The sequence below is a fragment of the Roseivirga echinicomitans genome (genome assembly GCF_001592935.1).
GTDB classification, from domain to species: Bacteria; Bacteroidota; Bacteroidia; order Cytophagales; family Cyclobacteriaceae; genus Roseivirga; species Roseivirga echinicomitans.
Window position 1 is genome coordinate 127231 of the sequence record NZ_LRDB01000003.1, and the last position, 24184, is coordinate 151414.

Sequence of the window (24184 nt, forward strand, 5' to 3'; positions counted from 1 at the left end):
CTATCCAAAAGTTTGAACTTTTGGATAGCTTTGAATCAATTCAGAATCTTATTGTCTTCGGCTTCTTCCATCAAGTCTGCTTTATTGATGGGCACTACGCCTACATGTTCACAGACGAGACCACCTGCTAAATTGGCCAAGGCCGCAGCTTTTTGAGCCGTCATACCCACTGCCAAAGCACAAGCCATCACACTGATTACCGTATCGCCAGCACCAGAAACATCAGAAATATGACGGATATGGGCAGGAATCAGGTGTGTTTCGCCATTGTCTTTAATGAAAACCCCGTATTCAGAAAGGGTCACCATCACCATTTTAGCATTCAATTTAGATTGAAGTAAAGTAACTCCACCGCGCACTGAATCCATGTTTTTAGGGTCCACTTGAATGTTGAGGCCTTCCCTCAATTCTTTCAAATTGGGTTTAAAAAGGGTCACCCCTTTATAGTCCATAAAGTTGCGCTTCTTTGGGTCAACTACGGTAGGAATATTCAATCGAGAAGCTTCCTTAACGGTTTCCTCAATAATGGTGGCGTTAATTACTCCCTTGTCGTAATCTTCAAAAACCACTACATCGCAGCTGGGCAATAAGCGCTTGATATTGGCCAATAACTGCGCTTGTTCTGTAGTACTGAGTTCCTTATCAGTTTCGGTGTCTACCCTAAGCATTTGATGAGCTCCTGCCAAAATACGCTCTTTCACAGTGGTATCTCTTTCAGAACTAGTGATAATTCCACTGTTCGGAATCCCCTTTTCTTCTAACCTTTTTAAGAAAAACTCACCGTCCAGATCATTCCCCACAATAGCGCATGGAACTGGAGTAGCTCCCAATGCTTGAATATTCAAAGCTACATTTGCAGCACCTCCCAAACGTTTTTCCTTCTTTTCTGTAAGCACAATAGGCACAGGCGCCTCTGGTGAAATTCTAGATACTTTGCCAAACACATAAGCGTCTACCATTACATCGCCAATCACCAAAACTCTAAGTTTGGAGAAGGCATCGAAAAGAGCTTGAACTTTTGAGAAATCCATTAAGAAAGTTTAGATACTGCTGTTTTAATTCTGGTGATGGCTTCGCGCAAATCTTCTTCAGATGCTGCATAAGACAAACGAATACAATTTGGATCGCCAAAAGCATCGCCCGTAACTACCGACACCTGCGCCTTATCCAAAAGATATAGACTTAGATCATCTGCATTATTAATCGTTACACTTCCATCTGTTGTACCGAAAAGTGCGGTTACATCTGGAAAGAAGTAGAAAGCACCCGTTGGTAAATTGGTTTTAAAACCAGGCACTTGGTCCAATAGGCCTTTAACAAGGTCTCTTCTTCTTAAATATTCCTTCGACATTTCTACTGTTGGAGCAAGGTCCGTAGTAAGCGCGGTTAAGGCTGCGCGTTGTGCAATGCTGCAGTTGGCAGAAGTAATTTGTCCTTGAATTTTATTGCATGCCTTGGCCAACCAAAGTGGTGCACCGATGTACCCAACTCTCCAGCCCGTCATGGCAAAACCTTTGGCCATACCATTAATGGTTGCGGTTCTGTCGATCATTCCCTCAATCGCTCCAATACTAGCATGCGCACCTGTGTAGTTGATGTGCTCGTAGATTTCGTCAGCGATTACAATAATGTCTTTGCGTTTTTTAACCACCTCGGCAATCGCGGTTAATTCTTCAAGTGTAAATACAGAACCCGTTGGGTTACATGGCGAAGAATAGATGATGGCTTTGGTTTTTGGCGTAATCGCTTGCGCCAATTGCTCTGGTGTTACTTTAAAGTCTGATTCGATGTCACCTTTTACATACACAGGCACACCTCCCGCTAATTCTATCAGCGAAGAATAGCTCACCCAGAATGGAGAAAAAACCACCACTTCGTCACCTTCATTCAGCAAGGCTAAAAATACATTGGCGATAGATTGCTTAGCTCCGTTAGAAACCACAATCTGATCTGGTGAATAATCTAAGTTATTTTCGTTTTTGAACTTAGCTGAAATGGCTTGTCTTAGGTCCAAATAACCGTTTACCGGAGGGTAAGCGAAGTATTTACCTTCATCAATCGCTGCCTTGGCACCTTCTTGAATATGTTTTGGAGTTTTAAAGTCGGGCTCGCCCAAACTTAAACTGATCACGTTAATGCCTTTTTCTTTTAACTCTCTGGCTTTAGCGGCCATGGCTAATGTGGCCGATTCGGCCATGTTCTTTACTCTATCAGATACCATTGTAGACATGCGATTAATTCAATGTGGGGCAAAAGTAGCTATTTATAGATTGTTGTGCCAAAATCCAGATGGTTTGTTCTTCAATTCTACAAATTGTTGAGTCAAAACGACTGAGAATTTCTCAATTGTAGAGAATGTTACCACTGTTAGCTTCTATATGCCAATACAAAAAATGCCTCTGAGGCTAAAATTTAAATGATTCTTCGGTTTGGCACGATTATCACATATAGACTAGCCAAACGACATGGTTATGAAAACTTTAGAAACTAGCCCGGAAAAATTGAAAAGAGTAATTCAGAAAATTGCTGACGCAGCTAAGATTGCCCACTTCATGAACAAGCTTGCTGTATCAGAAGATTCTAAGGACTACTTCGCCATTCACGAAAATAATTTATCAAACACAAGGGCCTTGCTTTTCAAAAGCATTGGTGCTTCTACCAAAGACCTACATATTTTGTATGGTACCAATTGGGCTCCAGCTTTAGTATATGCCCAAATTCGTTTTTGGAAATACAACGATCTAGAAATGATTGATGTATTAAAAAACAAAGTACACAAAGCCTTGGCTGAATTAGATGAAGTAGCTTCTGTACCAGATGAAGGCATAAAAATGAGTGACTTGAACGAAGCTTCAAACAACTTAAGCATACTATTATCAGCCTTGAACACCCAGCGTTTTTACGCATCGGGTATGTTAAGCGAAATCAATTAGGCTTTTAAGCCATAGCTATAGATGACGAAGGGCGATCAAATTGATCGCCCTTCGTGTTTTTATGTATGTGCTGTTGAAGTAAATCTACTTGTACTCCGAACGGGTCATAATACTTCGACCTAAAGTAATTTCGTCAGTATACTCCAGCTCTCCACCCATCGGAATTCCACGGGCAATCGAAGTAATCCGCACCCCAAATTCTTTTAGCCTTTTAGTGATGTAAAAAGCGGTAGTATCACCTTCCATCGTTGGGCTTAGTGCTAAAATCACCTCTTCTATTTTCGGTTCGCTGGTTTGAATGCGTTCCACCAAAGAGTCAATGTGAATATCGCTTGGGCCAATACCTTCAATCGGAGAAATGACTCCTCCCAATACATGATAAAGGCCTCTGTACTGCGCTGTGTTTTCAATGGCCATTACATCTGGCGTATCGGTCACTACGCAAACGGTAGATAAATCACGCTTGATCGTGCGGCAGGTACAATCTGTGGTATCGGAAATAATATGGCAGGTGCCGCAGTACTTTATTCCATCACGCAATTCGTTGAGCGCAGTGGTCAAATGGGCCGTACTGATGGGGTCTTGTTTTAGTAAATGAAGTACCAGCCTTAAGGCGGTTTTCTTTCCTATGCCCGGAAGTTTAGAGATTTCCTCAATGGCATTGTCGACAATTTTGGGAGGGAAGTTCAAGTTGAGTAATGATGTAAATCTTTCTAATTATAACACAGTGGCCGTAATTCCGGCAGAAAGAATACTTTCACACATCGGCTTTAACTCTGTAAAAGAGCCATTCTTAACAGTGCATTTTCCCTTATAATGAATCAACATTGTACACTGTTCTGCTTGTTCAGCAGTGTGTTTACAAACCTTGACCAAAATATTAATGACATGTTCAAAGGTGTTGAAGTCATCATTGAAAACTACTAAATCACATAATTCCTCATCTGTAGTTTTCTCGAGCAACTCGACTAACTCTTCTTCTTGATAGCTGAAATTCATGTTGTTAAATTTTTACAAATGTACAAAAAAACACTTGACCCATAAACTCTAGCTTTGTCAAAATGGTTCGAAGACCTTTTTGGTGTCCACAGTTTTTTCACGGATATTCAAACTTTAATTCATTAGCTCTTTGCATGAACCCTACTTTAGTCATTTCAATCATAGGCGGTTATTTTTTACTGCTCATCCTTATTTCTCGATTTACCTCGAAAGGAGCCGATTCTGCTACTTTTTTTACGGCCAATAAGCAGTCGCCTTGGTATTTGGTGGCCTTCGGAATGATTGGAGCGTCCTTATCTGGCGTTACCTTTATTTCTGTTCCGGGCGAAGTAGGAACCAGTTTCTTCTCTTATTTTCAGGTAGTACTCGGTTATGTAGTGGGTTATATTATCATCGCTACAGTACTCATTCCGCTCTACTATCGCCTAAATCTGGTTTCCATTTATGGCTATCTGGAGCAGCGTTTTGGGTTTTGGTCATACAAAACTGGTTCATTTTTCTTTATGCTTTCGCGAACCATTGGGGCTTCCTTCCGCCTGTTTTTAGTAGCCAGTGTACTTCAAATCGCACTTTTCGATAGCTATGGTGTTCCTTTTTGGGTTTCTGTACTGGTCACCATCGCCCTAATTTGGGTCTATACTTTTAGAGGGGGGATAAAAACCATTGTGTGGACAGATACACTGCAAACCTTCTTTATGCTGTCTGCAGTGGTGGTCACTATTTATATTCTTACCAAAGAAATGGGCATCGGGATTGGCGATGCCATTACGCAAATCCAGGAAAGTGATTACTCCAAAACCTTCTTCTTCGATTGGAACAACAAAAATGATTTCTTCAAGCAGTTTATTTCTGGGGTATTTATTGCCATTGTTATGACGGGCTTAGATCAAGACATGATGCAGAAAAATCTGACCTGTCGAAGCTTGAAAGACGCCCAAAAGAATGTATTCTGGTTCACTATTGCATTGGTTGCCGCCAACATACTTTTCTTGGGTATGGGCGCCTTACTCTATTTGTACGCTGGCCAAAATGGAATTGAAATCCCGACAAGAACAGATGATTTTTATCCTTTAATCGCACTGAATCACCTCGGTACTTTTGGAGGAATTGTCTTCCTATTGGGCATTGTGGCTGCAGCTTACTCCAGTGCAGACTCTGCCCTCACTTCGCTTACCACAGCATTCTGTGTCGATTTCTTAAATTTTGAAAAGAAAGAAGAGTCAGTAAAGAAACCGATTAGACTTAAAGTACACTTGGGTTTTTCTGTGTTGCTTTTCATCGTCATCATTATCTTCAATGCCATTAACGATAGCAGCGTAATTAGCGCTATTTTCAAAGTAGCTGGCTATACCTATGGTCCATTATTAGGCCTTTTCAGTTTTGGCATGATGACCAAGCTGAAAGTGAGAGACAATTTGGTGCTGCCCGTTTGTTTGCTTTCGCCTGCCATATCTTACCTGGTAGATATGAACTCGGCAGCCTGGTTCAACGGCTTCGAATTTGGGTTCTTTATCCTGATTTTTAACGCAGGCCTTACCTTTTTAGGAATGTTAATGATATCGACAAAGAAATCAGCGACTGACTTTTCTCCTCTTAAAAATTAAGAAGGGATATAAAACAGAAATGAGATGACGTCTGATTCATCTCATTTCTACTTAATTCTTCAAAGAAAGATTACTCTTCCCCAACAATTCTTTTTCTCAATTTAACCACACGGTCTTTGCTACGCTTTCTCATGTTGAGGGCTTCAACCGATAACGAGAAGAATACCGCAAAGTAGATGTAGCCTTTTTCGATGTGTTCGCCAAGACCTTCGAGTACCAGCATAAAACCAATCAAAATTAAGAACGACATGGCCAACATTTGCAGCGATGGGTGCTTGTTGATAAAAGCACTGATTTTTCCTGCGGAAGACATCATTACAATCATTGCCAAAGTAACTGCAATGATCATGATTAAGACATGCTCGGTAAGGCCTACTGCGGTTAAAATAGAGTCAAAAGAGAAAACGATATCCAAAGCAACTATTTGAAGGATCACTTTACTGACAGTAACGCTTTTGCTCTTTTTTACATGATGTTCATCTCCTTCTAAAGTATGGTGTATTTCGGTGGTACTTTTTCCGATTAGGAATAAACCTCCCAAAATTAAAATCAAGTCTTTTATGCTCACCGCATGTTCAAGCACGGTGAACAAAGGTTCTGTGAAACCGATGATCCAGCTTATCCCCAAAAGCAAACCAATACGCATGATCAAGGCCAAGGCCAATCCAATATTTCGGGTTTTCTTACGGTCAGCTTCTGGCAGACGATTCGACACGATCGAAATGAAAATGATGTTATCGACCCCAAGAATAATCTCTAAAAAGGTAAGGGTTAAAAGTGCGATAAGGCCTTCTGACGTTAGTAATATTTCCATTCCTAGAGTTCTGTGTTTATTGTTGAGCGAGAGGTACGTAGTTTTCTTTGGCGTAATTAAGGATGGTTTTATTGGTAAACCTCCAAACAGCCCTTTCCATTTCCTTGCTCTTTTTGTCCAATGTAATATAAAGCTTGAGGTTAACGGTATCTTTTAGAATATGGAAAATCCTTAAGCTGAATTTTTCAAGATTGATACTCGGAAACTCTGATTTAAGCGCTTTGACTATGTACTCCTCAAGATCGTCTGGATTACCCAAAGTTTGCCTGTCCATTTCAAAATCAAAGCTTAGTTTTTTGAAATTCTTTTTACTCGTGTTCACCACATTGTGGGTAACGAGCAAAGTGTTGGGCACATAAACAATTTCATCTTCATCATTCAATAAAACCACATTGAGCAAAGTAATGTCCGTTATTCGGCCACTGAGCTCTTCTATGACAATATAGTCGTTCAGCGAAAGCTGATTGGAAAACATCAGGATGAATCCGTTGATGGTATTGGCAATATAATCTTTAGAAATAATAGCAATGGCTGCCGCCACAATACTTATGGAAGTGAAAAACTCCTTAGCATCCAGTTTGAAAAAAGCCAACAATGCAATCAGTAAAATAATAACATGGAGAATGGCTGAGATTCCATTGATTCCTAAGATAAAGTTATCCTTAAAATCAGTCCCTTTCTTTTTTCGCTTGAGGTAGAAATACACCATCAAAATACGACCAAGTGATACGAGCAGAATCCCCGATATATAATAAATACCAGCCAATACGAACGGTTTAGCAAAGAAACTATCTTCTTCAAACTCACTAGTATACCATGTAGATATCACCACCAGTAAAATCAATTTCAGGAAGAAAAACAGCCGTCTCCTTCCTTCCTTTTTTGCCTGATCAATTGGCTTATTTGCTTTTACTCTCGTCTTAATCATTAATATAAATCTGTTGCAAAATTAAAGGAATTTCGAACCAAAAAAGTTTAAAGTTCTAACTCTTTAATTGGCTCCCAATACACCTCCTTAAACCCCTCAATTTTATCATCGTTGACTTTTACTCCTTCGGCTTCCAAACGTTCTTGCATCAGGGTAGGTGTCTGAAAATGATGGCGACCGGTTAAAACGCCAGATCGATTTACCACCCTATGGGCAGGAACATCGCTAAGTCCGTGCGCTGCATTCATCGCCCAGCCCACCATTCGGGCACCACTCTTAGTGCCTAAGTATTGGGCAATGGCTCCATATGAAGTAACTCGCCCGGCAGGAATGAGTTTAACTACTTCGTAAACATTATTGAAAAAATTAGTGTGGTCTTTCGCCATGAGACAAATTTGGACATTAAGATTTATGGAAACAAAAAATGGCACCCGTTACGGTGCCATTTTCATTAAAGTGTTTTGGGTTTCAATTACCCACCTCCACCAAAAATACCAAATACGCCCATCATGTTGAGGAGCACAATTAGTATAACCAGCGGACATACATATCGGATGAAAAACACAAAGGCATTTGAAGCAAATGTATTGGGTTTCCAGCCCGGTGCCCCCATGTCAATTTCTGAAACAATGTTCTTGATTGGCATTTTCCACGCCACATAAATACAAGTCACCAAGGCCACCACAACAATAAAGAAGGTGCCGAAGAAGAAGTCGAGAATATCCTGAAAGCCAGTATAGGTCGATCCAAAAACACTGACACTCATTTCTGAGAAGAAAGCTGAGCCCCCTTGCGAAAGCGCAGAAGGAATACCCACCACAAAAAGTAAAATGCCCACTACCCAAGCCGATTTGCTTCGGCTCCACTTTTTCTCATCCATAAAATAAGAAGCGGGCACTTCCAACATAGAAATGGAAGAAGTAAGCGCAGCAACCATCAGTAGCAAGAAGAAAAAAGCACCAATAATGGCACCACCCGGCATATGGTTGAAAATATCGGGCAATACTTGGAACACCAAAGTTGGGCCAGCAGCAGGGTCTTTTCCGAAAGCAAAAACCGCAGGGAAGATCATAAAGCCAGCAAGTAATGCTACACCAGCGTCCATCATACCCACCCAAACACCACTGCTCACAATATTGGCAGTCTTTGGCAAATACGAGCCATAAGTAATCATAATCCCCCAACCAATACTCATAGAGAAAAAGGCTTGGCCTAAGGCTACTAGGAAAGTCTGTCCCGAAATTTTACTGAAGTCTGGGTTTAAATAGAAGTCCACACCTTTCATTGCACCTTCTAGCGACATACTTCTAATCGCTACAATGAGAATGAGCAAAAAGAGAACGGGCATAAGAATTTTAGAAGCTTTCTCAATTCCACCAGAAATCCCTTTCCGAACAATCAGGATCGTGATCAATGTAAACAAGCCCATTAAAGGAATGGTGTTCATTGGATTGGCGGCAAATTCTTCGAAAGGAACTTGGCTGCCGCTTAGCGATTTGAAAATATAGCCGATTGTCCAACCCGCAATATTACCATAATAGGAAAGCACAAAAAAGCTTACTAACAAAGCCATAATTGCCCCCAAACCCATAAAAATAGGGTTGGCACCTGTGTCTTTAAATGCACCAATGGTGCCTTTCTTTGTGTACCGACCAAAGCCCATTTCTGTAAAGAGCAAAGGCACTCCAATAAGTATTACACAAAGCAAATAAACCAAAACAAAGGCTCCGCCTCCATTCTGACCTGTGATGTAAGGGAATCTCCAGATGTTCCCTAACCCGACAGCTGAACCGGCAGCGGCCATGATAAACCCAAATTTGGATCCCCATTGGCCTCTGGCCTCATTACTAACGTTAACCGCCATAATCTTAAAAATTGTTTGAGTATTGAAAAAATTAACGTAGAATATTGAGAATTTTCCACTTAAAAACCTAGCGGTTAGACACCTGCGGCAGACGAATTAATGAAGTCAGATTTACCGCAAGTCAAGTTTTAGAATAGAAAATCAGTCTAAGGCTTGGGTTTTAAGCTCAAAAAACTACCTTGTTGGGCTGGAAAAACGATTTTTCTTAAACTTTAAACAAAACTTACAGGTAATTGAGCACGCAAGAAAAACCAGAAGAATTTAGTAATCGGTGGGGAATTATTTTAGCCGCTCTAGGGATGGCCATAGGTGCTGGTAACCTTTGGCGTTTTCCGAGAATAGCTGGCGAATACGGTGGCACATTCATTATCCTATGGATGTTCTTCCTAGTCGTATGGTCCATCCCGCTACTTATGGCCGAACTGGCGATAGGTAAGTATTATAAAAAAGGAACCATAGGTGCTCTAGGCAGATTAGGGGGCAAACGATTTAATTGGATGGGTGTATTTGTTACGCTCGTTACCATGGGAATTGCCTTTTATTACTCAGTGGTAACAGGTTGGTCCTTTAGGTATTTCCTACTCAATACTCAGAACTTAATAGACTACGTTTTTGGCTCAGGGACGATGAATGCAAATTTCGCAGACCCTAATGTCAACTACATGGATAATTTCTGGGCTCAGCTGTCTAACTCCAGTTGGCAAGCAGTCCTTTGCTACATGTTTACTATCGCCATAGCCATATGGGTTTTGGGAAAAGGAATTAAACAGGGGCTTGAGAAAGTAAACAAAATACTTATCCCAACGCTGTTTATTCTACTCATGATAGTTGCAGCTTTTGCTATTCAATTGCCAGGTGGAATTGAAGGGCTTGAATACTTATTTACGATTAATGTCGAGCTCTTCAAAGACCCGAATGTTTGGATTCAAGCCATTACTGACTCCGCTTGGAGTACTGGGGCGGGCTGGGGTTTAATGATTACCATCGGTTCATTTTCTAGAAAAAAAGAAGATGTTACGCTCAATACATTCTTAGGAGCCTTTGGTAATAATTCGGCAGCGCTATTGGCAGCCATGGCAATTTTACCTGCAGTATTTGCAATGTCAGCCACATCGGGTGATGCCATTGATTTTTTACATGGCGGAAATACAGCTTTAGTATTTACAGTGCTCCCTCAGCTCTTTTCTCAAATGACTGGAGGACCTTTCTTATCTTGGATTTTCTTTGGAGCATTTGCAATGGCAGCCTTTAGTTCTATTCTGCCAATGATGCAATTAATCATTAAGAACTTAACTGACTACAGTATATCTAAAAAGAGAGCTGCATTGATTACTGGTGCTGCTTGTTTTGTTATTGGCTTCCCTTCCGCGTGGAGCTTGGCAATATTCGAAAATCAAGATTGGGTTTGGGGTGTAGGCCTATTGGTGAGTGGTATCTTTATCTCATTTCTCATTATGCGTTACGGGCCAGCTAAATTTAAGCGAGACTTTATTGATGATAATTCAGATTTCAAAGTTTCTGCTAAATACTTCTCTGCAATGATTTACTTCATCTTTTTCGCTGGACTTTTCTTGGTCTACTGGTGGATGGATCAAGGATATAGTGAGTATCCATGGTTCGATGCAGACGGTAATTGGAATGTATTCGATACGTTTAGTAACGCCTCAATCGTAACACAGTGGGCCATTGCCCTCATTGTTGCCATTGTATTTAATGGATGGTTTTATAAAAAATTCGTAAAAAAATGAGTCAAGCAGCTATAATAGGAATGGTCATTTGTTTAACGATTACATTCGGAGGTTTTTTAACCTTTCTGGTAATTGCGCTTAAATCTGATAAGAAAAAATCTGATGCAGGTCTAGAAGAATAAGTATTAGGTTAACGGCTGGCTATTTGTTTTGAAACAATGGCTATGCCTTCATCAAAAGTATGAGGCTCGTACCCCAAAACGGTGCGGGCCTTTTCTATTAATAAGCCAGTTTTAGGTGGCCTTTTGGCGGTTTGGGTAAAAGTTGAAGCATCGGCTTTTTGCATAGTGGCCGTACTTAGGTTGAAGAACTCGGCGGTCTTAACTGCCATTTCATAAGGCGTAAGTAAATCCCTTCCGCTAATGTTAAAAATGCCTTTCGCCTTTTGTTCCGAAATCAATAGACAGCCTTTGGCCAAATCTTCTGCCAAAGTTGGGCTGCGCAATTGATCATCCACCACTTTGATTTCTTTACCTTCTTCCAAACTATTCTTTACCCAAAGAATAATGTTAGAACGGCTCATGTCGTGTGCAATGCCATACACCAAAACGGTGCGAACAATGGCCCAATCAATTTTACTTTCTCCTAAAATACGTTCAGCAGCAAGTTTACTTTCCCCATAATAACTGATAGGGTTGGCTTTGGCTTCTTCATTGTAAGGCCCGTTTTCGCCATCAAAAATAAAGTCGGTAGAAAGATGAACTAGAAAAGCATTGTTCAGTTCACAAGCCTCTGTAATGTGTTGTACAGCAGTTACATTCAAATCCCAGCAGGCCTCTTTTTCCAATTCGCATTGGTCCACGTTGGTCATGGCTGCGGTGTGAATGACCACATCGGGTTTGTGCTGTGCGATTACCTCAAGTACCTGATCACGATTAGTGATATCAAGGGATTGAAATATGTATTTATCTTCTGGAATAGGCAGTCGGTTGGTCCCTCTGGCAGTCGCCACCAATCGATGATTTCCTTCATCCAAAATTAGCTTGACTAATTTTTGACCAAGCAATCCATTAGAACCAGTGACTAAGGTTTTCATTGCTCCTTGTTCGGGTATTCTATTCCGTACTTTTTCGTGATTTCCTTTTTTGACATCTCAATAACCGAGATAGTCATTCGAACATCTTCTGTTGGCTTGTCTCTTCTGTTAGTTTCAACCGCAGCAATTTTATCAATCACGTCCAGCCCTTCAACCACTTGACCAAACACTGTGTATTCACCATCTAAATGTGGTGCACCCCCAATGGTGGTATAAGCCTCCACTTGCTGTGCCGTAAAACCAGGATCTACCTGTGGTCCAAATTCCTTTTCAATCAACTCCTTCGAACCAAAAACTAAGCTTCTTTGGGCTTCCTCAAAATTGTAGGTGGTGTCTTCCTGATACTTAGCTACATGGAAATTATACTTCTCATTCAACTCAATGTATTTATCCATTTTACGCATGCGCTCAAAAAAACCGTTGAGTTTCAAAAACTCTCTTCTTACTGCTCTGACCTGTAAACCGTCTTGGTCATACACCTCGCCATCCACAATATAGAACTGAGACCCGCTCGATTGCTTCTGGGGATTGACATTATCTCCCATTCTGGCCGCAGCCAAAGCTCCTTTTACGTGGATGTATTTCTCTGGAAGAAACTCTGCATCAATTCTGTAATCAGCATCTTTCTCCTGAGTTCCAGTAGATAGATTCCCTGTTTGAATCATGAAATTCTCAATGACTCTATGAAAAATAACGGAATCGTATTTACCTTCTTTTGCCAAGCTTAAAAAATTGGCTTTGTGTAACGGAGTCTCGTCATAAAACACGGCTGTCATGTCACCGAAAGGTGTGGAGATCACCACTACCTCATCCATTTCTGTATCACAGGCTGTAAAAAACAGGCTGAATGTAAGTAGGAGGACTAAGTTTAAAAAGGTCTTCTTCATGGCTAATTATTGATAAACTGTTCCGTACTTCTTTACTATTTCAGTTCTCGGCATTTCTTCTACTGAAATATACATGCGTACATCTTCATAAGGCCTATTGTTTGGATCCACTCCAACCGTAGTAATCGAGTCAATGACTTCCAAGCCCTGAATTACCTGACCAAAAACCGTATACTGATCATCCAAAGGAGGGTAGCCGCCAAGCGTAGTATAAGCCTCTACTCTGTCTGCTGGCATTTTTATCGTGATTCCAGTAGCCTCACTTAATTTATCTGCCAATTCCATGGCTTTAATCCTAAAAGTCTCGTCTCCTCCTTCGTTGAAAGAATCTTCCAATTCCTTATTTAAAGGATTATCTGGGTCGTTCCTTCTCAGGGTGGATATTGATTGCGACAAAGCCTGCATGTCCATACCTGTTTCTTGTTCAGAAAACACTCGGCCTTGAACAATAAAAAACTGACTTCCGCTCGATGCCTTTTCTGGATTTACTTGGTCTGGCTGTCTAGCCGCTGATAAAGCACCTTTCTTATGGAAAAAACTTTTCACGAACTCCGCGGGAATGGTATACCCTGGGCTGCCACTCCCTAGCCTTACCCCTGGCTCAGCATCTTTTGAGTTAGGGTCACCACCTTGAATCATAAAACCTGTCATTACCCTATGAAACAAAAGGCTGTCGAAAAAGCCTTCGTTGGCTAGTTTGATAAAATTTTCTTTGTGTTTCGGGGTTTCATCATAAAGAATGGCCTTCATTTCGCCCATGTCGGTTTTGATGGTTACCAAAAAATCATTGCCCGATAGTTTCTCGGTTTTCGTTCCTCCACAAGAAGTAATCACAGTGATTAACAAGGCTACTGCAGCCAGTTGTAAATACTTTTTCATTCGATAGATAGTTCGGTTTTTATAGATTTCAATATGCGATCTCCGCCCGAAGATAATACTTCTTCCGCAAGTTTTTGTCCTATTGATTTGGCATCCTTTAGCTTACCAATGAACACTTTACGGATCATTTCCTTTCCATCTAGGCTCACTATCCCCCCTGTCATTTGAAGGCTATCGTCTTTGATTTGCGCCAAACCAAATACAGGAATTGAACAGCCACCATCCATGGTTTTCAAAAAGGCACGTTCTGCCAAAAGACAAATTTCCGTAGGCTTGTGGTTAAGGGCTTTTCTCACCAAGTCCTTTTTAGTTTTACTCAGTCCTTTGTGTACCTCAATAGCGACAGAACCCTGACCAACGGCAGGTGTAAACTCAGTTAAACTCAGTTTTTGAGCAATTTTATCTTCATAACCCATTCGATGTACCCCAGCATAAGCAAGCAACAGTGCATCGCATACGCCTTCTTCCATTTTAGCTATTCGGGTTTGGAGATTCCCTCTTACAGGAACCGTTTTAATGTGGGGATAAAAGTGCTTTAACGTAGCAATTCTTCTAGTGGAAGAGGTACCTATTACAAGGTTTCTATTCTTAAGAGACGCTTCTTTATTGTTACTAATCAATACGTCATTGGCCAATTCTCTTTCCGAAAAAGAAATCAGTTCAAAGCCATCAGGAAGAGAGGACTGCATATCCTTTGCGCTGTGCACGGCAATATCAATCGTTCCATTTGCCAACTGCTCTTCAATTTCCTCCGTAAAAACCCCTTTACTCCCAATTTTGGAGATAGAAACATCTAAGATTTTATCCCCTTTGGTTTCTATGGTAACGATTTCGGTTTCTACTCCGGCTGCAACCAACTTATCCTCCACAAAGTAAGCTTGCCAAAGTGCCAGCTTACTTCCTCGTGTTCCTATTCTTATTTTCATTAAGCGTTCAATTTTGCTTTCGGCCCTCTTTTTTTAGGCTGATTATTCTCAATAAATTCAACGATGGTTCCTGCAATATCTATTCCTGTAGCTTTTTCTATTCCTTCTAAACCTGGGGAAGAATTAACCTCCAAGACTAACGGCCCTCTTGAAGACGGCAACATATCTACTCCTGCTACAGAAAGCCCCAAGGCATTGGCTGCTTTAATGGCGACAGACTTTTCTAATCTAGAAAGTTTAATGACCTCTGCCGAACCTCCACGGTGAAGGTTAGAACGGAACTCGCCTTCCATTCCTGTTCTGCGCATAGCGCCTACTGCTTTTCCGTTTACAACGAAAACACGTATGTCCGTGGCTTTCGCCTCCTTAATAAATTCTTGTACTAAAATTCTCGCTTTAAGACCATGAAAGGCCTCGATTACCGATTGGGCTGCTTTTCGGGTTTCGGCCAAAACCACGCCCAAACCTTGAGTGCCTTCCAATAACTTGATAATCACTGGTGCTCCGCCTACATGCTCGATCAAAGATTTTTCTTCCTTGGAATAATTAGTAAAGGCAGTTCTAGGCATAGGCAAACCTGCTCCGGCCAAAATTTGCATAGACCTCAGTTTGTCCCTTGAACGAACAATGGCCTGAGAATCGGTAGTGCTAAAAACGCCCATCATTTCAAACTGACGAACAGTAGCGGTTCCATAAAAAGTAACGGAAGCCCCAATTCTAGGAATTACCGCATCAATCCCCTCCACTTTCTCACCCATGTAATACACAGCCGGGCCAACATCTTCGATAACAAGGTCACACTTTAAGTGATCAAGTGTGACGGCTTCATGCCCCCTGGTTTCAATCGCTTCTACCAGCCGTCTTGTACTATAAAGGGCTGAGTTTCGAGAGAGCACTGCAATCTTCATTTTTTCTAAGTTTTAAATTATTCGGCACTATTGGCCTTGATACTTTTGGGTGTAAGAAGAAGCGAAAGGTCCTTTTTACTTACGTCCACAATAAAACGATTCGTGAGCATCTTTCGCCCTAATAGTATAGGGAATTTCATCTTGCTGCGGTCCGATAAAGAGAACTCCGCATTAATGCGTCTTCTCATTAATACCACCGATGTTTTAATGATAAATCGCTCTTCGGTTACCCCGTTCGAGCTACGTATTTTCTTCTTCTTAAAGTTTGTGGTCGAAAACTTTCTGGCCTTCTTTTCATGAATTTTATTGGCCGACAGTTGAAAGGTAAGTGTAGGCACACCATCTACCTTAGCTAACTTTACTTTAGAGCAGTTAATAGACGATGTATAAGCACCAGTATCTATCTTGGCCTCCACATCTTTAAGTCCAAATTCTGGCAGATTGATAAAATCTTGCCTTCCAATAAGCTGTAACGGTTTCGACATCCTACTTTTTAGAACGTGCAATTTGGGCAATCGCTAGAGATAAATCAAGGAAGAGGATTTTCGGATTGGCATTTCGTTCGATATGATAACTTGCTTCTTCAATTTTTGGGACAGCTCCAGCTATTTTTTCAGCATTAAATACTTTGCCAAAGTTGGCCACAAAGCCTTTTTCAGCATCTGGAATCCGCTCAAGTTCGGTCACTTCATACTGATGAATCAGCGTATCGCGCATCACCTTGCTTCCTGTATTGAGCAGTCCTTTCTGAAACTCTTTCCCACCACTCTGAAATTCATCGGCCATTTTCACCAAAGCCTGAAAATCAAAAGTAAAGCACAGACGCATCCACTGCTTAAACTGTACTCCCATGGCATCTTGGCCACCTTGTACTAAGTGTAATGCTTCGCGCATATTCCCTTCAGCCAAATAGTTGATTTCTTGCGCACGTTCGGCACTAAGTCCATCTACCTTACTTACGGTTGAAAGTATATTTTCATCTGTAAAGGAAGGGATTTTCATTAACTGAACCCTAGAACGAATGGTCGTGAGTAACTTATTCTCATCGTTCGACACCATTAAGAAAATGGTTTTTTCTGGGGGCTCTTCTAATACTTTTAGAATTCCGTTGGCCGCATTGCTGTTCATCAACTCAGGCAACCAAATGAGCATTACCTTGTATTTGCCCTCAAAAGCCTTAAGCGAAAGATTCGTAATAATATTTCGGCTTTCTTGACGCGGAATAATTAACTGCTTGTTTTCCCAACCGAAGTGAAAGCTCCAGTCGCTTACGTTTCCGTAAGGTGATTTTAAAAGATAATCCCTCCACTCTTTCAAGAATTTTTCACTGGTAGCATCTTCCCTTTTGATCTTAGGGGTTGCCGCAGTTGGAAACACAAAATGAACATCGGGGTGAATGTGTTTCGCCTGTTTTGTGCAGGATGAACACTCTCCGCAAGCGTCATTCTCCTGTTTATTAAGGCAATTTAAATAGGTAGCAAAAGCCAGCGCCATAGGCAAATTAGCCGAGCCCTCAGCTCCTAAAAAGAGCTGTGCATGCGCCACATGATCTACCTTAACGGCCTCAATGAGCTTGTTTTTAACTTCTTCTAAACCAGGTATGTCTTGAAAACCCATGTTTATTTTTTATCCCAAGTTCTGTATTGGGCGGTAATTTCAAAAATTCGGTCGATAATCTCTTTTTCGGTATCATCAAAAGTCAAGCCCCTGCGTTGCATTACTGCTTCGGCTACTTCGTAAAACTTTCTTGACTGGAAGGTAATTAAACCCGTAGCGCCACCCCAAGAGAAAGAAGGAATAAAGTTCTTTGGAAAACCAGCGCCAAAAACATTGGCACCAACACCCACTACCGTACCCGTATTGAACATGGTGTTGATACCACATTTGGCGTGATCGCCCATCATTAACCCACAAAACTGTAAGCCCGTTTGCACAAAACGTTCGCTGGTGTAGTTCCAAAGTTTAACAGGTGCATAATTATTTTTCAGGTTGGAAGTATTGGTGTCAGCACCTAAGTTACACCATTCGCCAATCACCGAATTGCCTAAAAATCCATCGTGTCCTTTGTTGGTAAAGCCGAAAATAACCGAGTTACTCACTTCGCCACCCACTTTAGAATGAGGGCCAACAGTACTATCGCCTTTAATTTTCGCACCCATATTTACATGCGACCCTTCGCACAAAGCAAAGGCTCCACTAATTATTGCTCCTTCGTGGACTTGCGCATTCTTACCTATATACACTGGGCCGTTTTCAGCATTAATAATGGCTGCACGAATTGAGGCGCCTTCTTCCAAAAACACATTCTCTTTACCGTAAACTACCGTATGGGGGTCGGTGATGGGTTGAGAAGTTCGGCCTTTGGTAATCAGAGCAAAATCAGCTTCAATTTGTTCTTTATTGAATTGAAATATCTCCCAAGGCTGGTTGATCATTCTGAATGCACCTTCGAAATTCACTGCTGTAGATCCATTTCCCGAAACTGCTAAAACGGTATCTCCCGACACCAGTTTAGCATCTGCGGTTAAAGCTAAAATTGCCTCAGCTAATTCTTTTGAAGGACACAATGCGCCATTCACCTTTACGTTTGTTGGCAAGGCTTGGAACTTCTTTCCCAAATACTCTTGGGTTTCGAAGCCAATATGAAAGCCATATTTCTCCCATTTTTCTGCAATGGTAAGAATCCCTATGCGAATGCAGGCCACGGGTCGGGTAAAAGTAAAGGGAAGAAGATTCTCCCTGATTTGGGGCGGATCGAAAAGATTGATGTGCATGTAGCAAAAATATAAAAGGCTTTCGATTAAGTATCAATTCTGTGATTATATCTCGCGATTACCAAGAATTTGGAAATTAAAATTATTACTCTACATTTGTAGAGTACACTCTAAATACGTAGAGCATGAATTTATCAAAAAGCGAAGAACAACTCATGAATTATTTATGGAAGCTGAAAAAGGCCTTCATGAAAGATTTACTCACAGAGTTCCCAGCACCAAAGCCTGCCACCACTACCGTGGCCACGCTATTAAAAAGAATGAAAGACAAGGGCTTTGTGGATTACAAACTCTTCGGAAACTCACGAGAATACTACCCGCTGGTGCGCAAAAGCGAATATTTTTCGCAGCACCTGAAAGGGTTTATCAAGGACTTCTTTAATGATTCGAGCACTCAGTTTGCTTCGTTTTTTACCAACGAAACGGATTTGACCACAGAGGAATTAGAAGACCTTAAAAAGGTGATTGACGAACAAATAAAGAAGAAACAATGATCACAGGCCTATTCGAAATCTTCTTGTGCTTATTAGTGCTCTTTGGCATTTATAAGCTGGTTTTAGAGCAAACTGCACTGCACCGAGTAAAAAGGTTTTACCTCCTCTTTGCTTTGATTTTCTCATTGACCACCCCTTGGCTCAACCTAGAGATCAGCTCGGACAAAATCATGATTCCAACTGGGGAAATGATTTCAGAAACGCTTTACGAAGTAGTAGCCAATGAGCATGTAGTAACTCCAGAAGCAGTTAGCCCATCGGAATTCACAGAAGTAAAACCTAAAACGAGTATCAACTATTCGGCTTGGGCAATTGGGGGGCTTTATTTGGCAGTTGCCTTAATTCTGGTGATCCGCTTCGGACGGAATATTTACCAGCTGTTTTCTAAGGCCAGAAAGAATACTCGAATACCTTATAAATCAGCTGAAGTGGTGCTTCTTAGGCAGCCTACCATCCCTCATAACTTCTTGAAATTCATTTTCATGCATAATGAAGATTATAAAAGCGAGGCTTTGAGGGAGCAACTTTTAGCCCATGAACTCGGCCATGCACAGCAACGACATTCTTTAGATATTCTATTGGTAGAGTTGCTTCAAGTGCTCTTCTGGTTCAACCCAATGTATTATTTCTATGCCAAGGCCATTCGGCTAAACCATGAGTACTTAGCAGATGCGATGGTGCTTGGCAAGTTTAATGACATCGCTACTTATCAGCGTCTGTTGCTCAAGTTTGCCAACCGCAACCAAAGCACAGCAATGAGTTTGGCATGCCTTTCAAATTATTCATTAACCAAAAAAAGATTCAAAATGATGACACAACAAACCTCTAAAATAGCTGCTCTGGTACGTGTAGTTGTTTTGCTACCGCTTTTGGCAGTGACCACGCTTTGCTTCAGTTTAAAAATTAAGGCCGAAGCAATCATTGGCAATAATGCGAACGAGTTTATTTCCACCATTGAAAACTCCTTATTTCAGGAGAACAAACCAGAATTACTTCCGCTTGCAGAAAGTGATATTTCAAGAATGACTTCTGGTTTTGGTATGCGCAAGAACCCTCTGACCAAAGAAGACAAAATGCACAAAGGGGTTGATTTTTCAGCTAAAACAGGAACGCCAGTGATCGCCACTGCCTCTGGCACGGTCGAAAAGGTGGAATCTCTAAAAGGTGGATATGGCAATTACATTCAAATTAAGCATGACGATCAATACCAAACTCTTTATGCACAGCTCAGTGAAATGGACGTTAAGGCGGGTGATAAGGTAGATAAAGGGCAACTGATAGGAAAAGTAGGCAACACAGGCCAGAGCACTGGCCCACACCTTCACTATGAAGTCATTAAAAATGGTGAAAAGGTTGACCCGAAAGGTTACTTCACAATGACTCGCTCAACTCCGCCTACTAAAGAAGCCCAAGCCAATGCGAGCACACCTGCCCCACCTACAAAAGCGCAGAACAATACCAGCAAGCCTGCACCGCCCACGAAAGCTCAAAACAACACGAACAGGCTCGCGCCTCCTAGAATAATAGAAAACGGAAAGATAACAGACCCAAAGAACGCTGCACTATACGACCTAGAAGAACGAAACTTTGCTGTAAATTTTGGAAATGGGTTCAAATATGAAGGAGTTATTTATGATGTTAACAAAGTCGTTTTCTCAAGGAAGAATGAGCAACCAATCATTAAGAAGATGGACGACTTATCGGCTGAGCAAGTTGAAGCCTTAAAATCCCTGACTTTACCATCCCCCCCTTTCCGCGGAAGACTTGAACTCACACAAGAAATTGTAGACAATTGGAGTGACCCTACCATTTACGGAATTTGGATTGATGGTAAAAAAGTAGACAGTTCTGTAATGAGTAATTACAAGGCTTCTGATTTCGCCACCTACTTTAAAAGTTTTCTACACCCAAATGCCAAAAAAGGCAAGATTTACGACTATCAGTTAGACTTGACTACGAACGAGAAATACGAAAAAGATAAAATAAGAGCAGCACAACAAAAAGCAGAATGGGAGAAAACAACCAAAGCCTCGCTCGCCATGCTAGATTTTTAGAAAACCCTTATAAACTCAAATACACAACAAAAAAGCCCCGACATGTCAGGGCTTTTTTGTTGTTAAAAATCACCAATCAATACTTTTATGGAATAAGCGCCTCTTTTGGGAGATGATATATGTAACACATATACACCACTCACCAAGTTGGGGATGTTAACCTCCACTTCATTTCCATTAAAGTTCTTAACAGACCAGTGCGACTTTCCATCTCCATCAATTAAGCTCAATTGATGTTTATCATTAAACGGATTAGGGAATTTGACTTTAAATATTCCTTTTGATGGGTTCGGGTAAATGAGCACCAGTTCATTTCTCAATGGCCCATCATCCAAAATAGAGGTAGCCGCCACTGGCTCCGAAACTACAGCGCAGCCAGCGCCTGAAGTAACACGAACAGTATAATTACCGTCATCCGACACCTGCAATGTACGGTTCGTTTCTCCTGTCAATTCAGCGCCATCTTTAAACCATTGATAAGACGCTCCATCGGGTGCGGTAAGCGTACTTCCTTCCACAGTTATTTGTGTACCTGGTAATTCGTTCACAACAAATTCAAAAGGCTTTGATGTACTCGAGCAAACACTATTACTAATCACTTTCACAGTATACTGACCCGAATCACTGGCCTCGTAAGTCTGAGAATCAGCACCAGCGATGGCCTCGTCATTTCGAAACCATTGATATTGATCAAAGCCAGCGCCAGCATCCAATAAAGTTAGGCCTTCGCCACACACTGAACTATTACCAGAAATCACTAAATCATTATTACACGATTTATACTCTCCTTTTCCAGATAATTCAAGAACAAAATCTCCCAAACTGGTTTGAATGGTTAAGCCACCAGCATAGTCGTTTTCATCTGAGGGATTAAAATTCACTGAAATTTCATTACTCTGCCCTGCTGCGATTTGACTCGGAGGGTTGGGAATTGAAAACACATTATTATCGGTACTAAATCCAGTTATGATCAAGGGTGCATTTCCGTAATTCGTCATACTAAATTTGGCGATTCCCAACTCAGCAACTTTCACGGTGTCAAAATCTAACTTTTCTATAAGTGGGCGCATCAGCGCTTCATTAGTGAACTGCATGCTGAAAACCCCTCTACCTTCAGAAGCTGAATAAACGAATTTACCATCACTGGAAAATTCAATATCTCTCAATATTCTTGTTTCAAGTCCTGTATTGGTCAGGTTCCAGGAGGCACCTCCATCTAGGGAAAGATAAACTCCAGACCACCAGTCTGAGGCCATTATAATGTTGGCGTATAAAGGATGAACCGCCAATGCTCCAAACAAACTATTTACCTCATCTATAGCGACTGTCATTGGTGGGCTAAATACTTGAGACCACGTGCCCCCTCCATCAACGGTTTTCCAAAGCCCGTAAAACCTTGTACCAACATAGATTATGTTTGAGTCTTGTTTCGATATATCCAAGCTATATAAATTTCTCTCGGGCAGATTATTTGTAATCTCGAGCCAATTACTGCCACCATCTGAAGACTTGAATATTCCCCCCGAACGTAAGGTTATAAACACCTTGTTTTCATCATTCGGATCAACTCGAATTTCCGTCACATTGAGTTTTCCTCCCAAACCATTGTTAATTACCTCCCAAGTGCCTGCCTTACCTCCTTCAGTAGATTTAATCATTCCATAACTACTCTGAAAATCACCTTGAAATCCATCGTAGCCAGCACCTCCAGATACAATTGTGGAGTTACTTTCAGAAACTGCGGGGCCAGAATCTATCCCCTGATAAGCGAATCCGGCATAAACCACACTGGGTTTTGAAGGAGCAAAAACTATTTTCCTTGCACCATTTCGATCTTCCACATCGAGTGGGTCAACTGAAGATGGGTGACGATAGACCACTTCCCAACTTTGTCCTCTATCCTTAGACTCAATTATAGTGGCTTGGTGTTCATCTGAAACAAACAAATGCTTATCATCAGAAGGGTCAATCGCAATGTCATACCATTCGGGAAAATTAGCCGCTCCGAATTGAACTCCCTTCCACAAGGCACCACCATTGGAAGAAACGAATGGCCCACTTCTTCCTATTGAAGCTACCACGCTATGATCTTGATGGCTAACACTGATGCTGTGCATCTGGGCTCCTGTGTAACCATTGCTAAGAGATATCCATGTTACGCCTGCATCTGTACTTTTAAAAACACCACCACCATAATTATTAATATAGAGGGTATTGGGGTCATCTGAATCCACTGTCATTTCAATTGGAACACCAGCGATTATACCAGGAGGACCCCAAGAGCGACCAACCTCAGTTTGCTGTTTCCATGTTTCTCCTGAATCTTCACTCTTCATAATGACTGATTCATTAGCAGCATAAACAATGGTTGGGTTTGAGACGCTAAATTGAATGGCAGTAAACTTGTGGAATGGTTGATTGGCACCAGTATTAATTAGTTTGGCCGCCCAAGTACTTCCTCCGTCATTACTTTTATAAACACCTCCTTCTTGCCCCTTAAGGAGTTCCGCATTATTACCCGTCCCTATTATTATCTTGTTCAGGTCTGAGGGGTCTGCGTGCATTCCACCAACAAATAAGCTTGACATCCCTTGATTGGAATTTGTCCAAGACGCACCATTATCATTACTTATCACAATGCCATCACCAGTAGTGTTAAAGGCTTCGCGATCAAAAATTCCGGTCGCCAGAACCAGTCTAGTTGGGTTTACATTTGACGGAACCGCTTCCAGCCACCTGGCCAAACTATTCCCTTCCCATACTTTTGTCCAGTTCGCACCTCCATCTGTACTCTTATAAAGAATACCTTTCACCTTAGAAAATTCATCCCCTCGAACAGCCACATCGTACTCGCAACTCATGAAAACGGTTTTAATGTCATCAATTTTTACGATCGTAAAATTTCTTATTGTTAAGCCTTCATCTTCAGTAATACCATTCACCTTAGATTCATAGGTGGCTCCTGTATCTGTCGATTTATAGACACCACGACCACCTTGTGTACCCACCCATATTTCATTAGGATCGAACGGGTCAATTGTTAGCGAAAAAACAGGGATTGCATCACCGGTCTGTCCTGTTCGCATATCAATCCCATTGTTTGATGATACCCAAGAAGCACCTCCGTCTACAGATTTATTTACGCCACTGAAAACGTCTGTCACGAACATTACATTTTTATTCACTGGGTGGATTCGAACATTATAGCCAAGACCACCAATTGGACCACCTGTTTTTTGCCAAGGATTTTGGGCGTTTAGTAAAGTGGAAAACAATAAGCTGATCAATAGATAGCTAACAAGTCGCATGTCGAAAAAATTGTGATTAAAGAATCCA

Annotated in this window: 23 protein-coding genes; 6 read left to right on the plus strand and 17 right to left on the minus strand. The window is 41.3% G+C overall.

Annotation, left to right across the window (positions count from 1 at the left end; genetic code table 11):
• Positions 1–35 precede the first annotated feature (35 nt).
• Both AWN68_RS05540 and AWN68_RS05545 read right to left on the minus strand, forming a co-directional pair.
• Positions 36–1031, minus strand: a complete 996-nt coding sequence (locus AWN68_RS05540; RefSeq protein ID WP_068412523.1) for a bifunctional heptose 7-phosphate kinase/heptose 1-phosphate adenyltransferase — start codon at positions 1029–1031, stop codon at positions 36–38.
• Complete coding sequence (locus AWN68_RS05545; protein WP_068412525.1) at positions 1031–2230, minus strand: pyridoxal phosphate-dependent aminotransferase; 1200 nt, start codon at positions 2228–2230, stop codon at positions 1031–1033. The genes AWN68_RS05540 and AWN68_RS05545 overlap by 1 nt, the downstream gene beginning before the upstream one ends.
• A gap of 241 nt (positions 2231–2471) precedes the next feature.
• On the opposite strand from AWN68_RS05545, the gene AWN68_RS05550 reads away from it, so the two are divergent.
• On the plus strand, positions 2472–2933 hold the full coding sequence (locus AWN68_RS05550) for a hypothetical protein (protein WP_157716099.1): 462 nt from the start codon (positions 2472–2474) through the stop codon (positions 2931–2933).
• Positions 2934–3017: 84 nt separating this feature from the next.
• Here the strand turns inward: AWN68_RS05550 and recR are convergent, their stop codons facing one another.
• Together recR and AWN68_RS05560 are read right to left on the minus strand one after the other, a co-directional pair.
• Entirely contained in the window at positions 3018–3623 is a 606-nt protein-coding gene (gene recR / locus AWN68_RS05555) for a recombination mediator RecR (RefSeq protein WP_068412531.1), read from the minus strand.
• Between the two features lie 27 nt (positions 3624–3650).
• Entirely contained in the window at positions 3651–3932 is a 282-nt protein-coding gene (locus AWN68_RS05560) for an ATP-dependent Clp protease adaptor ClpS (protein ID WP_068412534.1), read from the minus strand.
• A 134-nt stretch (positions 3933–4066) separates the two neighbouring features.
• Between AWN68_RS05560 and AWN68_RS05565 the strand changes: the two genes are divergently transcribed.
• Positions 4067–5536 carry a sodium:solute symporter gene (locus AWN68_RS05565; protein WP_068412537.1) on the plus strand — a complete coding sequence of 490 codons (1470 nt, stop codon included), beginning with the start codon at positions 4067–4069 and terminating at the stop codon, positions 5534–5536.
• 70 nt (positions 5537–5606) lie between these two features.
• Here the strand turns inward: AWN68_RS05565 and AWN68_RS05570 are convergent, their stop codons facing one another.
• The 4 genes from AWN68_RS05570 to AWN68_RS05585 form a co-directional block, all read right to left on the minus strand.
• On the minus strand, positions 5607–6350 hold the full coding sequence (locus tag AWN68_RS05570) for a TerC family protein (protein WP_068412540.1): 744 nt from the start codon (positions 6348–6350) through the stop codon (positions 5607–5609).
• A gap of 16 nt (positions 6351–6366) precedes the next feature.
• Entirely contained in the window at positions 6367–7278 is a 912-nt protein-coding gene (locus AWN68_RS05575) for a mechanosensitive ion channel domain-containing protein (RefSeq protein ID WP_068412543.1), read from the minus strand.
• Between the two features lie 47 nt (positions 7279–7325).
• Entirely contained in the window at positions 7326–7664 is a 339-nt protein-coding gene (locus AWN68_RS05580) for an MGMT family protein (RefSeq protein ID WP_068412546.1), read from the minus strand.
• Between the two features lie 86 nt (positions 7665–7750).
• Positions 7751–9142, minus strand: coding sequence for a sodium-dependent transporter (locus AWN68_RS05585; RefSeq protein ID WP_068412549.1), 1392 nt, complete (start codon positions 9140–9142; stop codon positions 7751–7753).
• Between the two features lie 233 nt (positions 9143–9375).
• On the opposite strand from AWN68_RS05585, the gene AWN68_RS05590 reads away from it, so the two are divergent.
• Positions 9376–10890, plus strand: a complete 1515-nt coding sequence (locus AWN68_RS05590; RefSeq protein ID WP_245657957.1) for a sodium-dependent transporter — start codon at positions 9376–9378, stop codon at positions 10888–10890.
• Positions 10887–11012 carry a MetS family NSS transporter small subunit gene (locus AWN68_RS18965; protein WP_157716100.1) on the plus strand — a complete coding sequence of 42 codons (126 nt, stop codon included), beginning with the start codon at positions 10887–10889 and terminating at the stop codon, positions 11010–11012. Before AWN68_RS05590 ends, AWN68_RS18965 begins: the two co-directional genes overlap by 4 nt.
• An 8-nt stretch (positions 11013–11020) precedes the next feature.
• Here the strand turns inward: AWN68_RS18965 and AWN68_RS05595 are convergent, their stop codons facing one another.
• From AWN68_RS05595 to AWN68_RS05630, 8 genes are read right to left on the minus strand one after another with little or no spacing between them, the layout of a single operon-like run.
• Complete coding sequence (locus tag AWN68_RS05595) at positions 11021–11926, minus strand: SDR family oxidoreductase (RefSeq protein WP_068412552.1); 906 nt, start codon at positions 11924–11926, stop codon at positions 11021–11023.
• Positions 11923–12813 (minus strand): peptidylprolyl isomerase, encoded by an 891-nt coding sequence (locus AWN68_RS05600; protein ID WP_068412555.1) that lies wholly within the window; start codon positions 12811–12813, stop codon positions 11923–11925. The genes AWN68_RS05595 and AWN68_RS05600 overlap by 4 nt, the downstream gene beginning before the upstream one ends.
• A gap of 6 nt (positions 12814–12819) precedes the next feature.
• Positions 12820–13692, minus strand: coding sequence for a peptidylprolyl isomerase (locus tag AWN68_RS05605; protein WP_068412558.1), 873 nt, complete (start codon positions 13690–13692; stop codon positions 12820–12822).
• Complete coding sequence (hemC, locus tag AWN68_RS05610; RefSeq protein ID WP_172796038.1) at positions 13689–14618, minus strand: hydroxymethylbilane synthase; 930 nt, start codon at positions 14616–14618, stop codon at positions 13689–13691. Before hemC ends, AWN68_RS05605 begins: the two co-directional genes overlap by 4 nt.
• Positions 14618–15526 carry a 30S ribosomal protein S6--L-glutamate ligase gene (rimK, locus tag AWN68_RS05615; RefSeq protein WP_068412564.1) on the minus strand — a complete coding sequence of 303 codons (909 nt, stop codon included), beginning with the start codon at positions 15524–15526 and terminating at the stop codon, positions 14618–14620. Before rimK ends, hemC begins: the two co-directional genes overlap by 1 nt.
• A 17-nt stretch (positions 15527–15543) precedes the next feature.
• Complete coding sequence (locus AWN68_RS05620) at positions 15544–16011, minus strand: ATP-dependent zinc protease family protein (RefSeq protein ID WP_068412567.1); 468 nt, start codon at positions 16009–16011, stop codon at positions 15544–15546.
• 1 nt (position 16012) lies between these two features.
• Positions 16013–17143, minus strand: a complete 1131-nt coding sequence (locus AWN68_RS05625) for a DNA polymerase III subunit (protein WP_068412570.1) — start codon at positions 17141–17143, stop codon at positions 16013–16015.
• 2 nt (positions 17144–17145) lie between these two features.
• Positions 17146–18300, minus strand: a complete 1155-nt coding sequence (locus tag AWN68_RS05630) for a GlmU family protein (RefSeq protein WP_068412573.1) — start codon at positions 18298–18300, stop codon at positions 17146–17148.
• 125 nt (positions 18301–18425) lie between these two features.
• Between AWN68_RS05630 and AWN68_RS05635 the strand changes: the two genes are divergently transcribed.
• Together AWN68_RS05635 and AWN68_RS05640 are read left to right on the plus strand one after the other, a co-directional pair.
• Positions 18426–18794 carry a BlaI/MecI/CopY family transcriptional regulator gene (locus tag AWN68_RS05635; RefSeq protein ID WP_068412576.1) on the plus strand — a complete coding sequence of 123 codons (369 nt, stop codon included), beginning with the start codon at positions 18426–18428 and terminating at the stop codon, positions 18792–18794.
• On the plus strand, positions 18791–20848 hold the full coding sequence (locus AWN68_RS05640; protein WP_068412579.1) for a M23/M56 family metallopeptidase: 2058 nt from the start codon (positions 18791–18793) through the stop codon (positions 20846–20848). Before AWN68_RS05635 ends, AWN68_RS05640 begins: the two co-directional genes overlap by 4 nt.
• Before the next feature lie 62 nt (positions 20849–20910).
• Here AWN68_RS05640 and AWN68_RS05645 read toward each other — a convergent pair whose 3' ends face one another.
• Positions 20911–24156, minus strand: coding sequence for a YCF48-related protein (locus AWN68_RS05645; RefSeq protein ID WP_068412582.1), 3246 nt, complete (start codon positions 24154–24156; stop codon positions 20911–20913).
• Positions 24157–24184: the final 28 nt, after the last annotated feature.

Coding starts and splice junctions, on each gene's coding strand:
- AWN68_RS05540 (WP_068412523.1), bottom strand. CDS start 1,031: ATGGATTTCTCAAAAGTTCAAGCTCTTTTCGATGCCTTCTCCAAACTT.
- AWN68_RS05545 (WP_068412525.1), bottom strand. CDS start 2,230: ATGTCTACAATGGTATCTGATAGAGTAAAGAACATGGCCGAATCGGCC.
- AWN68_RS05550 (WP_157716099.1), top strand. CDS start 2,472: ATGAAAACTTTAGAAACTAGCCCGGAAAAATTGAAAAGAGTAATTCAG.
- AWN68_RS05560 (WP_068412534.1), bottom strand. CDS start 3,932: ATGAATTTCAGCTATCAAGAAGAAGAGTTAGTCGAGTTGCTCGAGAAA.
- AWN68_RS05565 (WP_068412537.1), top strand. CDS start 4,067: ATGAACCCTACTTTAGTCATTTCAATCATAGGCGGTTATTTTTTACTG.
- AWN68_RS05570 (WP_068412540.1), bottom strand. CDS start 6,350: ATGGAAATATTACTAACGTCAGAAGGCCTTATCGCACTTTTAACCCTT.
- AWN68_RS05575 (WP_068412543.1), bottom strand. CDS start 7,278: ATGATTAAGACGAGAGTAAAAGCAAATAAGCCAATTGATCAGGCAAAA.
- AWN68_RS05580 (WP_068412546.1), bottom strand. CDS start 7,664: ATGGCGAAAGACCACACTAATTTTTTCAATAATGTTTACGAAGTAGTT.
- AWN68_RS05585 (WP_068412549.1), bottom strand. CDS start 9,142: ATGGCGGTTAACGTTAGTAATGAGGCCAGAGGCCAATGGGGATCCAAA.
- AWN68_RS18965 (WP_157716100.1), top strand. CDS start 10,887: ATGAGTCAAGCAGCTATAATAGGAATGGTCATTTGTTTAACGATTACA.
- AWN68_RS05595 (WP_068412552.1), bottom strand. CDS start 11,926: ATGAAAACCTTAGTCACTGGTTCTAATGGATTGCTTGGTCAAAAATTA.
- AWN68_RS05600 (WP_068412555.1), bottom strand. CDS start 12,813: ATGAAGAAGACCTTTTTAAACTTAGTCCTCCTACTTACATTCAGCCTG.
- AWN68_RS05605 (WP_068412558.1), bottom strand. CDS start 13,692: ATGAAAAAGTATTTACAACTGGCTGCAGTAGCCTTGTTAATCACTGTG.
- hemC (WP_172796038.1), bottom strand. CDS start 14,618: ATGAAAATAAGAATAGGAACACGAGGAAGTAAGCTGGCACTTTGGCAA.
- rimK (WP_068412564.1), bottom strand. CDS start 15,526: ATGAAGATTGCAGTGCTCTCTCGAAACTCAGCCCTTTATAGTACAAGA.
- AWN68_RS05620 (WP_068412567.1), bottom strand. CDS start 16,011: ATGTCGAAACCGTTACAGCTTATTGGAAGGCAAGATTTTATCAATCTG.
- AWN68_RS05625 (WP_068412570.1), bottom strand. CDS start 17,143: ATGGGTTTTCAAGACATACCTGGTTTAGAAGAAGTTAAAAACAAGCTC.
- AWN68_RS05630 (WP_068412573.1), bottom strand. CDS start 18,300: ATGCACATCAATCTTTTCGATCCGCCCCAAATCAGGGAGAATCTTCTT.
- AWN68_RS05635 (WP_068412576.1), top strand. CDS start 18,426: ATGAATTTATCAAAAAGCGAAGAACAACTCATGAATTATTTATGGAAG.
- AWN68_RS05640 (WP_068412579.1), top strand. CDS start 18,791: ATGATCACAGGCCTATTCGAAATCTTCTTGTGCTTATTAGTGCTCTTT.
- AWN68_RS05645 (WP_068412582.1), bottom strand. CDS start 24,156: ATGCGACTTGTTAGCTATCTATTGATCAGCTTATTGTTTTCCACTTTA.